This window comes from Pseudomonas sp. Pc102 (genome assembly GCF_018408275.1).
Lineage (GTDB): Bacteria > Pseudomonadota > Gammaproteobacteria > Pseudomonadales > Pseudomonadaceae > Metapseudomonas > Metapseudomonas tohonis.
In genome coordinates this window covers 916,697-928,160 of the sequence record NZ_AP021905.1, presented here as the reverse complement: position 1 = coordinate 928,160, position 11,464 = coordinate 916,697, and the positions used below count along the sequence as shown (strand labels likewise).

At 68.9% G+C, this 11,464-nt stretch carries 12 protein-coding genes and 1 pseudogene; 9 read left to right on the top strand and 4 right to left on the bottom strand.

Annotated features, from left to right (window positions below):
• The first annotated feature begins 107 nt into the window (after positions 1 to 107).
• Positions 108 to 1,334, top strand: coding sequence for an alpha/beta hydrolase (locus PHLH3_RS04420; protein ID WP_213628355.1), 1,227 nt, complete (start codon positions 108 to 110; stop codon positions 1,332 to 1,334).
• Between the two features lie 238 nt (positions 1,335 to 1,572).
• Here PHLH3_RS04420 and PHLH3_RS04415 read toward each other — a convergent pair whose 3' ends face one another.
• A complete protein-coding gene (locus tag PHLH3_RS04415) occupies positions 1,573 to 2,424 on the bottom strand; it encodes a class I SAM-dependent methyltransferase (RefSeq protein WP_213628354.1) in 852 nt (283 codons plus the stop codon).
• Positions 2,425 to 2,538: 114 nt separating this feature from the next.
• Between PHLH3_RS04415 and PHLH3_RS04410 the strand changes: the two genes are divergently transcribed.
• Both PHLH3_RS04410 and PHLH3_RS04405 read left to right on the top strand, forming a co-directional pair.
• A complete protein-coding gene (locus PHLH3_RS04410) occupies positions 2,539 to 3,249 on the top strand; it encodes a DNA-3-methyladenine glycosylase (protein ID WP_213628353.1) in 711 nt (236 codons plus the stop codon).
• Positions 3,246 to 4,565, top strand: a complete 1,320-nt coding sequence (locus PHLH3_RS04405; protein ID WP_173178472.1) for a bifunctional DedA family/phosphatase PAP2 family protein — start codon at positions 3,246 to 3,248, stop codon at positions 4,563 to 4,565. Before PHLH3_RS04410 ends, PHLH3_RS04405 begins: the two co-directional genes overlap by 4 nt.
• A gap of 50 nt (positions 4,566 to 4,615) precedes the next feature.
• On the opposite strand, the gene PHLH3_RS04400 is transcribed toward PHLH3_RS04405, so the two are convergent.
• Genes PHLH3_RS04400 through PHLH3_RS04390 form a run of 3 tightly spaced genes read right to left on the bottom strand, consistent with a single transcriptional unit; the run spans position 4,616 to position 6,292 of the window.
• Entirely contained in the window at positions 4,616 to 5,206 is a 591-nt protein-coding gene (locus PHLH3_RS04400; RefSeq protein ID WP_173178471.1) for an LON peptidase substrate-binding domain-containing protein, read from the bottom strand.
• A gap of 10 nt (positions 5,207 to 5,216) precedes the next feature.
• Complete coding sequence (locus PHLH3_RS04395) at positions 5,217 to 5,933, bottom strand: LrgB family protein (protein ID WP_213628352.1); 717 nt, start codon at positions 5,931 to 5,933, stop codon at positions 5,217 to 5,219.
• The gene (locus PHLH3_RS04390; RefSeq protein WP_111261523.1) at positions 5,930 to 6,292 is read right to left on the bottom strand and encodes a CidA/LrgA family protein; all 363 of its coding nucleotides are present in this window, start codon (positions 6,290 to 6,292) and stop codon (positions 5,930 to 5,932) included. The genes PHLH3_RS04395 and PHLH3_RS04390 overlap by 4 nt, the downstream gene beginning before the upstream one ends.
• 245 nt (positions 6,293 to 6,537) lie before the next feature.
• Here PHLH3_RS04390 and PHLH3_RS04385 point away from each other — a divergent pair, with 245 nt between their 5' ends.
• From PHLH3_RS04385 to PHLH3_RS04360, 6 genes and pseudogenes are all read left to right on the top strand, one after another.
• A complete protein-coding gene (locus tag PHLH3_RS04385) occupies positions 6,538 to 6,993 on the top strand; it encodes a MaoC family dehydratase (RefSeq protein ID WP_111261524.1) in 456 nt (151 codons plus the stop codon).
• 115 nt (positions 6,994 to 7,108) lie between these two features.
• Positions 7,109 to 7,267: pseudogene (locus PHLH3_RS30265) on the top strand (TM2 domain-containing protein); the annotation flags it as partial.
• Between the two features lie 144 nt (positions 7,268 to 7,411).
• Positions 7,412 to 9,139, top strand: a complete 1,728-nt coding sequence (locus tag PHLH3_RS04375) for a C13 family peptidase (protein WP_213628351.1) — start codon at positions 7,412 to 7,414, stop codon at positions 9,137 to 9,139.
• A gap of 28 nt (positions 9,140 to 9,167) precedes the next feature.
• Complete coding sequence (locus PHLH3_RS04370; protein ID WP_213628350.1) at positions 9,168 to 9,809, top strand: oxidoreductase; 642 nt, start codon at positions 9,168 to 9,170, stop codon at positions 9,807 to 9,809.
• A 100-nt stretch (positions 9,810 to 9,909) separates the two neighbouring features.
• A complete protein-coding gene (locus PHLH3_RS04365) occupies positions 9,910 to 10,521 on the top strand; it encodes a class I SAM-dependent methyltransferase (protein ID WP_173178468.1) in 612 nt (203 codons plus the stop codon).
• A 59-nt stretch (positions 10,522 to 10,580) separates the two neighbouring features.
• Complete coding sequence (locus PHLH3_RS04360) at positions 10,581 to 11,447, top strand: MBL fold metallo-hydrolase (RefSeq protein WP_213628349.1); 867 nt, start codon at positions 10,581 to 10,583, stop codon at positions 11,445 to 11,447.
• Positions 11,448 to 11,464 lie beyond the last annotated feature (17 nt).

Sequence of the window (11,464 nt, the reverse complement as noted above, 5' to 3'; positions counted from 1 at the left end):
AGGTTGGGTAAACAAAATCGTCACCGATGTTTACCTTGAGCTCGTGCCACCGCGCCCCGACTCGCGGCGAGAACAACAAGAAGGCGCCCGAGCGCCGGAGGATCGCCATGCACTATCGCACCGGATACAGCGCAGACCTGCTCGCCTCGCCCCCCGAGAGGCTCCACATAGGCCCCTGGTGCCTGCACTACCAGGCCTGGTCCCGCCACCCCGACGACACCCGCCCGCCCGTGCTCATGCTCGGCGGAGCGTTCCAGAGCTTCCGCTCCTTCGCCGCCGAGGTGGAAGAGCTGCTGGACGAACACCCGGTCATCCTCCTCGACCTGCCCGGCCAGGGCGGCAACCTGCAGCTGGCCCCGGAACTGGGGCTGGAGCAGCTCGCCGACCTGATCGCCGACTTCGCCGAGGAACTGGCCCTCCCGCCCCTGATGCCCATCGGCCTGTCCTACGGCTCGGCCCTGGCCGCGCTGTTCGCCAGCCGCCACCCGCAGCGTTGCGAGCGCCTGCTGCTGGCCGGCATCACCGCCTTCGGCCGGGACGGTGCCCGCGCGCTGCTGGAGGAAGGCCTGCTGATGCTCGCCGAAGGCAACCTCGCGGCCTTCGCCCAGGGCGTGCTGATCGGCCTGATCAACCCCCTGCGCCTGGACGCCACCGGCATCTCCCCGGGCTTTCGCAAGGCCATGCTGCGCCAGTTGCAGCGCCTGTCGCCGGTGGAGCAGGAGCGCTACCGGCAGAACAGCCGGCGGCTGCTGGACTTCGGCGGCTTCACCCGGCACCCGGACTGCCCGACCCTGGTGCTGGCCGGCGAATACGATCACTTTACCCAGCCCTGGGAGCACGCACAGTTCGCCGCCGCCTGCGCCGACGCCGACTGCGCACTGATCGAGCACGGCGACCACCTGGCCCAGTTCGAACGCCGCGACGCCTGCTCGCGCCTCTACGTCCCCTTCTTCGAGGGCCGCCCGCTGCCGCAACTGGCCCCCGGCTCCACCCGCCTCGCGCGCGGCATGCTCGGCAGCCTGGAAAAACGCCAGGAACCCCGGCTCGCCCCGCGGGATCGCAACGGCCGCCTGTTCCACCCGCAACTGGGCGAGCTGGCCGTGGAGATCAGCGAGCTGGGCTTCTTCGGCGGCCTGCTGCATGGCGACCTGCCGGCGGACCTACCCGCGCGGGGCTGGCGCCTGCGCGCCGGCGAGCTGCCGGACCTGGAGCTGCTGCCCCTGCGTCGCCAGGGCGATGCGCTGTCGCTGGTCTTCACCCATGTCGATGCCGACGCCAGCGCCGCCCTCGCCGCTCAGGTCGGCCCCTGGCAGATGGCGGCGGCAGCGGCCTGAAAGCTGGAAGCTGGAAGCTGGAAGCTGGAAGCCAGGAGTCTGCTTGAAGCTTCTGGCTTCTGGCTTCTGGCTTCTGGTTTGTCACTTGTGGCTTGCCGCTTGTCACTTGCCACTCACGCCCCGAAACGTAGGCGAGGCAGCCAGCGCAAGGCAAAAACAGGCGAAAGGGCGGAGTTTACGTGCTGTAAATGAGCACCTTGAGCCTGTTTTTAACGCCGCGATGGCAACGCAGGTAGTTTCAGATGGAGGCTTCGACGACGCGGACCAACGTGGGCCACCGCCCCATGCGCAGGCCCAGCTCGGCGCCGTCCACCTGCGGGTCCAGCACCTGCACCCGGGGGAAGCCGCAGCGGTTGAAGCCATCGGTGATGGCGGCGCTGTCGCGGTAGTGCAGCGGGTAGTTGCCGCGGGTGAAGCGCCCCACCAAGTCCACGCCCCAGCGCAGCTGGCGGTAGCGCGGATGCTCGCGCAGGTCGGGATAGAGGTCGGTGAGGTAGGTGGCGGCGGGGAAGGCGCGCAACTGGTCGGCCAGGCGCCGCCAGAAGTCCTCGATCACCGGTAGTTCGAAGTAGTTCACCAGCCCCTCGGTGATCACCACCACCGGTCGCTGCCGGTCCAGCCCGGCGAACAGGGCCTCCAGCCCCTGCCCGCCCTCACTGGCGAGGATGTCCACCGCGCGCACCTGGTGGCGGCTGTTGAGCCAGCCCTCGCTGTGCAGCAGCAGGCGCTTGCGCGCGGCCATGGGTGGCAGGTCGGCCTCCAGATAGCGCAGCTCCGGGTAGCGCTCGCAGAAGCGCCGGCCCCGGGGCGACAGGCCGCAGGCGATCTCCACCACCTGCGGCGTGCCGTTGCCGATGGCCGCGTCGAGGCGGGCGTCGATCAGCAAATGGCGTTGCAGCAGGAAGCTCTCGATGTCCAGGCCGAAGCCCACGCGCGCACCCCAGGTGATGGGGCTGAGCAGGCCATGCACCCAGCGCCCGAAAGATGTGGCGAACGCCGGGTCGGCCAGGTGGTGGCGGTACCAGACGTAGCCGGTGTAGTGGGCGCTGGGCGTGATGTGGGCGCTGTCGGCCCGGGCGGCTCTGGACATGGCAGGACTCTTTATTGTTTTTCTTGGTATTTCCCATCCAGCCGTTCAGCTGCCGGCCGGCGAGGCTTACGTATAATCGCCAGCCTAAGCCGCCGAGGACGCCCAAGACAGCCCATGCCGACCGTTCCCACCCTAAGTTTGCCCTGGCCGGGCGCCCGCCCGCTGGGCGATGGATTCTTCGATCGTGACGCTCAACTGCTGGCCCGCGAACTGCTCGGCAAGGTGATCCGCCATCGGGTCGGCGAGCATTGGCTGTCGGCCCGCATCATCGAGACGGAAGCCTATTACTGCGCAGAGAAAGGCAGCCACGCCTCCCTTGGCTACACCGAGAAACGCCGGGCGCTGTTCCTCGATGGCGGCCACATCTATATGTACTACGCACGCGGCGGCGACTCGCTGAACTTCAGCGCCCAGGGCCCCGGCAACGCCGTGCTGGTCAAGTCCGCCTACCCCTGGCAGGACGCGATCTGCGGCCCCGAGGCGCTGCTCGCCATGCAGCGCAACAACCCCGACGCCAACGGCATCCCCCGCCCGCCGGAGCGCCTCTGCGCCGGCCAGACCCTGCTGTGCAAGGCGCTCGCCCTGCGCGTGAAGGAGTGGGACGCGCAACGCTTCGACCTGGCGCGGCTGTTCGTCGAGGACGTTGGCGAGCGCCCCGGGCAGATCATCCAGACCACCCGCCTCGGCATACCCCATGGCCGCGACGAGCACCTCCCCTACCGCTTCGTCGACGCCGGCTACGCCCGCCACTGCACGCGCAACCCTTTGCGGCGCGGGCAGGTCCAAGGGCAGCACTATCACCTGATCGAAGGAACGACCCCATGAGCGAATGGCTCGACGCCGTCACCACCTGGCTCGGCGCCCACCCCCAGTGGCTGGGCCTGGCCATCTTCATCATCGCCTGCGTCGAATGCCTGGCCATCGCCGGGATCATCGTGCCCGGCACCGTGCTGCTGTTCGCCGTGGCCGCCATGGCCGGCAGCGGCGCGCTGGGCCTCTGGGAAACGCTGCTGCTGGGCTACTTCGGCGGCCTGCTGGGCGATGCCATTTCCTATGGGCTGGGCCGCCGCTTCCACCAGAACATCCGCCGCCTGCCGGGCCTGCGCCACCACCCGGAATGGCTGGCGGGGGCGGAGAGCTACTTCAACCGCTACGGCGTCGCCAGCCTGCTGGTGGGCCGCTACATCGGCCCGCTGCGACCGATGCTGCCCATGGTCGCCGGCATGCTCGACATGCCGCTGCCGCGCTTCATCGCCGTGAGCCTGGTCGCTGCGGCGGGCTGGTCGGTGGCCTACCTGCTGCCCGGCTGGGCCACCGGCGCCGCCTTCCGCCTGCCGTTGCCGGAAGGCTTCTGGAAGGAAGCCGCCGTGGTGGTGGTCGCGGTGCTGGGGATGCTGCTGCTGATCCTCCAGGGCAGCCTGCGCGAGAAGCGCTGGGCGACGCCCCTGGCCGCCGGCCTCAGCCTGGTACTGCTGGCGGGGCTGTTCTTCGGCTGGTCGTACCTGCACGACTTCGACCAGGGCCTGATGGCGCTGGTGCAGGAGCAGCGCAACGACACCCTCGACAGCTTCATGGTGCTGGTCACCCGCCTCGGCGACTTCCGCACCCAGCTGATCGTCGGCGCCCTGCTCACCGGCGTGCTGCTGGTGGCCCGGCAATGGCGCCACGCGGTGTTCGCCGGCGCCACCCTGCTGTGCACCGCACTGGCCAACGGCGGCCTCAAGCAACTCTTCGCCCGTGCCCGCCCCGAGGTGCTGGCCGAGCCGCTGGGCACCTTCAGCTTCCCCAGCGGCCACAGCTCGGCGGCCTTCGCCTTCTTCCTCGTGCTCGGTGTACTGGCCGGGCGCTCGCAGCCCGCGCGCATGCGCCTGACCTGGCTGCTGCTGGCGTGCCTGCCGGCGCTGGCGATCGCCCTGTCGCGGGTCTACCTGGGGGTGCACTGGCCCACCGATATCCTCGCCGGCGCCCTGCTGGCCGGCTGCATCTGCGCCGCCTGGCTGGCCATCCTGCAGCGTGACCAGCCGATGCCGGCGATGAGCGCGCGGGTCTGGTGGCTGGTGCTGCCGGCCTGCATCGCCCTGCTCGGCGGCATCGCCACCTGGGCGCTGCCCGAAGCCCTGGCCATGTACCGCTACAAGTGACCGGGAGCCGGTAGCCCGGGCTTCAGCCCGGGAAAGGAGATGCGCACGGCTCAGGCGATCATGTCGCCCTGCAGCTTGTCCAGCAGCCCCTGCAGGTGGCTCAGGCGCTGCTCGGGGTCGCCCAGCGTGAGCAGCTCCAGCTTCTCCTTGAGGGAAAACGGCAGCAGGTAGGACAACTGGTTGGCCAGCTCCTGCTGCCCATTGGACAGCCCGCCCATGCCCAGCCCCTGCACCAGCGGGTGCTCGGCCAGGGCGTTGAGCAACGCGGCGAGGTCGGCGTGCTCGGGCAGCAGCGGGCGCTCCTCGGCCTCGTCCAGCCATTGGACGTCGGCGACCGTGAGCTGGTCCGGCCGGACTTCGGCGCGGGTCACCCGGAAGCGTCGCCCGCCTTCCACTCGGATACCCAGCAGGCTGTTGGGCAGTTGCTGGAAATCACGGATGACCGCCTCGCAACCCGTGCCGGCGAAACGGCTCGCCGCCTCGCCCACCTCCTCGCCCTCGAGGATGCAGACCACGCCGAAACCGGTGCCCTGCTTCATGCAGCGGCCGATCATGTCCAGGTAGCGCGCCTCGAACAGCTGCAGGTCGAGCGCGCAGCCGGGGAAGAGCACGGTATTGAGCGGAAACAGCGGCAGATTCATCGACACGACCTCATACGACCATCGCAACGGCCAGCGGCAACAGCACCGCGGTGGCCACACCCATCAGGCTCATCGCCAGCGCCGCGAAGGCGCCGCATTCCTCGCCCTCCTGCAACGCCCGCGCAGTCCCCACGGCGTGAGCGGTGATGCCCAGCGCCATGCCCTGCGCCGCCGGATGGCGCACGCCGATACGACGCAGCAGCTCCGGCCCCAGGGTCGCGCCGATGACGCCGGTGATCAGCACGAACACCGCCGCCAGCGCCGCCACCCCGCCGATCTGCTCGGCCACCAGCATGGCGATGGGCGAGGTCACCGACTTCGGCGCCATGGTCATCAGCATCATGTGCTCGGCACCGAAGGCCCAGGCCAGGCCCACACCCATAACCGTAGCAACCAGGCCGCCGATGGACAGGGTGATCAGCGTCGGCCAGAACAACTGGCGGATGCGCTTGAGGTTGAGGAACAGCGGCACCGCCAGCGCCACGGTGGCCGGCCCGAGCAGCAATGTCAGCAGCGTGGTGCTCTGGCGGTACTCCTCGTAGCCGATGCCCAGGGGCACCAGTACCGCGATCACCAGGGCCATGGACACCAGCACCGGCTGCAGGAACATCAGGCGGGTCTTCTCGTACAGGGAGATGGACAGCTGGTAGGCCGCCAGCGTCAGGCCGACGCCGAACAGCGGATGGTGGGCGATGGCCTGCCAGGCCCCGTGCCAATCGACGCTCATGGGCGATCCTCCTGGCGAGCCTTGCGGTCGATCAGGTGCTGCATCAGCCAGCCCACGAACAGCATCGAGAAGAACACCGACAGCGCCAGCGCGCCGACCACCGCCCAGAAGTCGGCCCAGATCGCCTGGGCATACACCATCACCCCCACCGCCGGCGGCACCAGCAGCAACGGCAGGTAGCGCAGCAGGCTGCTGGAGGCCACCGACAGCGGCTCGCCCACCTCACCACGGGCGACGAGGAACAGGAACAGCAGCACCAGGCCGATGATGGGCCCGGGCAGCATGTGCAGGAAAAGGGCGTTGATCCCGGTGCCGAGCAACTGGAACAGCACCAGCCAGGTCAGGCCGCGCAAAAGCATGAAAATCTCCGGATAGGTCAGGTAAGCCCTGGGCGAGACGCGTGCAAGGCCCGCTGCAGAGCGGTCGTTGCCAGGATCGCGCCATTATAGGCCCGCTCGCCACCCTCGCTATAACCCGCCATTCGCAGGGGCCATGCCTGCTTGACCCCCGCCCCGTGCCCATGCTGATCTAGGCGGCGATGAACCCAGGGTCGGCCAAAGACCCGGCAAGAAGAACAACAAACCACGTCCACGGAGGATGAAGCATGCCGTTCGTACCTGTATCCGAACTGAAGAACTACATAGGCAAGGACCTGGGCCACTCCGAGTGGCTGACCATCGACCAGCAACGCATCAACCAGTTCGCCGAATGCACCGGCGACCACCAGTTCATCCATGTCGACCCGGAGAAGGCCAAGCACACGCCCTTCGGCACCACCATCGCCCACGGTTTCCTCACCCTGTCGCTGATCCCGGTCCTCACCGAAGGCCTGCTGGTACTGCCCGAAGGCATGAAGATGGGCATCAACTACGGCCTGGACAGCGTGCGCTTCATCCAGCCGGTGAAGGTGGACTCCCGCGTCCGCCTGGCGCTCACCATCATGGACGTCACCGAAAAGAACCCCGGCCAGTGGCTGATCAAGGCCCGCGCCACCCTGGAGATCGAAGGCCAGGCCAAGCCTGCCTACATCGCCGAATCCCTGAGCCTCTGCTTCGTCTGAAAGCCTGCCGGCGGCCCGCCGCCGGCCTCTCTCCCGCCACTCGCCTCGGCAGCGCCACGTTCGCTAGAATGCCGCCCGCCAATCGGCACCCTCTTCTCCCAACAAGGACAGTTCCATGACCGAAAAACGCATCCTCCCGGCCTTCCTGCTGTGCTTCTTCCTGGGCACTTTCGGCGCGCACCGCTTCTACGCCGGCAAGATCGGCACCGCCATCCTGCAGATCCTCACCCTCGGCGGCCTGGGCATCTGGACCCTGATCGACTTCATCATGATCATCGTCGGCGCCTTCACCGACAAACAGGGCAACAAGATCACCCAGTGGACCTGAACCCCGGTACGGATGAAAAGAAAAGCCCGCGATAGCGGGCTTTTTTACGCCACACTTGCAACAGCCGTATCCACCCTCAAGGGACTGTCGATGAAACCGCTGCTGCCCCTCGCGCTCGCCCTGCTCCTCTCGGCCTGCGGAGACGGAGAACCCCTCACCCCGCCGGACGCCCGCCTGCCCGATGGTTCTCGCTACCGAGGCGCCGTGGTCGACGGCCTGCTGCAAGGCCCGGGGCGCCTGGACTACAGCAACGGCACCTGGTTCGAAGGTGAATTCAAGGACGGCCAGCCCAACGGCCATGGCACCTGGCACGCGCCCAATGGCGTCGACTACCAGGGCGAGTTCCGCAACGGCCTGTTCGAAGGCAATGGCCGCCTCACCTACAGCGACGGCACCTCCTACGACGGCGCATTCAAGGCCAACCAGTTCAGCGGCGAAGGCACGCTCAGCCGGGAAGGCATGGTCTACAGCGGCACCTTCCGCGACGACCGCTACCACGGCCAGGGCAAGCTCGAACTGCCCGATGGCAGCAGCTACCAGGGCCAGTTCAAGCGCGGCGAGCAGACCGGTCGGGGCGTACGCACCGACGCCGACGGCTCGCGCTATTCCGGCCCCTTCAAACAGGGCCAGCTCGAGGGCGAAGGCGACTACCAGGGCGCCGACGGCGGCTTCTACAGCGGCGGGTTCAAGAACGGCCTGTTCGATGGCAAGGGCCGCTACCAGAACGCCGAAGGCTCGGTGTGGAGCGGTGAGTTCAAGAGCGGCGCCCTCACCGGCAAGGGTGAGTACAAGGGCGCGGATGGCGAGCGCTACGTCGGCGCCTTCCGCAACTGGCGCTACCAGGGCGAAGGCACCCTGACCCTCGCCGATGGCAGCCGCTACCAGGGCGGCTTCGCAGGCGGCCGCTACAGTGGCGAAGGCACCCTCGCCCTGGCCGACGGGGGCCAGGAAAAGGGCACCTGGCGTGGTGGCCGGCGCGTGCGTGACGAAGCCGGCAAGGCACTGCCCAACCCGCTGGAAGTCGGCCTGCTGGAACAGGGCCGCCTGCTCGACGCCGCCATCGACGCCCTGCCCGCCTCCACCCCGGCGGTGGAGCTGTACTCCCTGAGCCTGGGGGGCGACGGCCGCCAGGGCGTGTTCCTGCGCGAGGCCGACTACGTCGCCAACCTGCTCGACCAGCGCTTCGGCGCCCATGGCCACATCACCCTGATCAACCACCGCGACCACATGGCCGACCGTCCCATGGCCACCCGCGAGAGCCTGTCCCGGGCGATCCAGGGCATCGCCCAGCGCAGCGGCCCGGAGGACCTGGTGTTCATCTACCTCACCAGCCACGGCTCCGCCGACCACCAACTAGCCCTCGAGCAACCCGGCCTGCAGCTCGCCGACCTGCCCGCCAGCGAGCTGGCCTCGGTGCTGGCCCCGCTGAAGGATCGCCACAAGGTGGTGGTGATCTCCGCCTGCTATTCCGGCGGCTTCATCCCCGCGCTCAAGGACGACAAGACCCTGGTGATGACCGCCGCGCGTGCCGACCGGGTGTCCTTCGGTTGCTCCGACGACAACGAGTTCACCTACTTCGGTCGCGCCCTGCTGGCCGACGCACTGAACCAGACCGACGACCTGGAACATGCTTTCGAACTCGCCCGCAGCGAGGTTGCCGAATGGGAGAAGGCCGACGGTTTCGAACCGTCCGAACCACAGATCTGGGCCCCCGAACCGGTGCTCGCCCACTGGAGCAAGCTGCGCGCCGGGCAGGCCCGGCAAGCGCTCGCCGCACAACCTGCAACGGCCGCCGGCAAAACCGCCGCCAGCCACTAAGCTCAAGCTGTAACAGCGGAGAAACAGCATGCATCTGACGCCCCAGCACATCCTGCTCGCCGGCGCCACGGGCCTGACCGGTGAACACCTGCTCGACCGACTGCTCAACGAACCCACGGTGGAGCGTGTGCTCGCACCGACCCGTCGCCCCCTGGCCGACCACCCACGCCTGGACAACCCGGTGGGCGAGCTCGCCGCTCTCCTGCCGCAACTCCAGGGGCCGGTGGATACCGCCTTCTGCTGCCTCGGCAGCACCATCCGCCAGGCCGGCTCCCAGGAAGCCTTCCGCGCCGTCGACCTCGACCTGGTGCTCGCCGTTGGCGCCCGCGCCCGTGAGCTCGGTGCCCGCCACTACCTGGTGATCAGCGCACTGGGCGCGGACGCCAATTCCTCGGTGTTCTACAACCGCACCAAGGGCGAGATGGAGGAAGCGCTCAAGGCCCAGGACTGGCCGCAGCTGACCCTGGTGCGCCCGTCCCTGCTGCTCGGCCCGCGCAGCGAATTCCGCCTCGGCGAACGCCTGGCCGCGCCATTCATGCGCTGGCTGCCGGGCAAGTACCGCGGCATCGGCGCCTGCACCCTGGCCCGCGCACTGTGGCGCCTGGCCCTGGAGACCGACCAGGGCACGCGCGTCGTGGAGTCGGACGAACTGCGCCGCCTGGGCCGCTGATCCCGGGCGGGAATCCTCCCGCCATTGGCCGAAATCCCCGCGCCACGCGGGGATGCCCCCTGCTACCTTGGACGCCTCGCCACCACCACGGGCCGCCACCATGGGTTTCTACGATCGCCACGTCCTGCCCCGCCTGATCGACTACGCCTGCGGCATGGGCGAGGTGATGAAGACCCGCTCGAAGATCGTGCCCCAGGCCGAAGGCCGGGTGCTGGAGATCGGCATCGGCACCGGTCTCAACCTCGGCTTCTACGACCCGGCCAGGGTGCAGGTGGTGATCGGTGTCGACCCCGCCGCGCAGATGCAGGCCCTGGCCCGCCAGCGCGCCGCCGCCATCGCCATTCCGGTGGAAACCATCGCGCTGGAGCTGGGCGAGATCCAGGCCGGCGACGCCAGCTTCGACAGCATCGTCTGCACCTTCACCCTCTGCACCATCCCCGACGCCGCCGCGGCATTGAAAGAGATGCGCCGCGTGCTGAAGCCCGGCGGTCGCCTGCTGTTCGCCGAACACGGCCTGGCCCCGGACGCACCGGTGGTGCGCTGGCAGCACCGCCTCACCCCCCTGTGGAAGCCGCTGGCCGGCGGCTGCCACCTCAACCGCGACATCCCGCGCCTGATCGAAGCCGGCGGCTTCGCCATCCGCGAACTGCACACCGGCTACCTGCAGGGCCCGCGCCCGATGACCTTCGTCTATCGCGGCTGGGCGGATTGACCAGAGCCCCCGCAACCGGGTTAGCCTTGGCCGCTTGAAAGCCAGCCCGGAACCGCCCCATGCGTACCCTCACCTCGCTCACCGGCAACAGCCAGAAACTCGACGGCGGCGCCATGTTCGGCAACGCCCCGCGCGCCCTCTGGGAGCGCTGGATGCAGCCGGACGCGCAAAACCGCATCGACCTCGGCTGCCGCGCGCTGCTGGTGCAGGAAGACGAGCGCAACATCCTCGTCGAGACCGGCATCGGCGCCTTCTTCTCGCCCGAGCTCAAGCGCCGCTTCGGCGTGCAGGAAGACCGCCACGTGCTGCTCGACAGCCTCGCCGAGGCCGGCCTGTCCGATGCCGACATCGACATCGTGCTGCTCACCCACCTGCACTTCGACCACGCCGGCGGCCTGCTCGCCGCCTGGGAACAAGGCCAGCCCGCACGCCTGCTGTTCCCCAACGCGCGCTTCGTCACCGGCCGCCGCCAGTGGCAACGCGCCTGCAACCCGCACCCGCGCGACCGCGCCTCCTACATCCCGGAAATGCTCGAACTGCTGGAGGCCAGCGGCCGCCTGGTGCTGATCGACGAGCAGCCTGGCGCCGAGATCCTCGGCCCTGACTGGCGCCTGCACTGGAGCGACGGCCATACGCCCGGCCAACTCCTGCCGGAGATCGCCATGCCCGAAGGCCCGGTGGTGTTCAGCGGCGACCTGATTCCCGGCGCGCCCTGGGTGCACCTGCCCATCACCATGGGCTACGACCGCTTCCCCGAAGGCCTGATCGAAGAGAAGGAAGCCCTGCTCGCCAGCCTGCTGGAACGCAATGGCCGGCTGCTCTTCACCCACGACCCGGACGTCGCCATGGGCCGCGTGACCCGCGACGACAAGGGCCGCTATGGCCTCGACGACAGCCTCGCCGCCGTGCACCAGCTGGCCGCCTGAGCCGACAGGAAACCAAG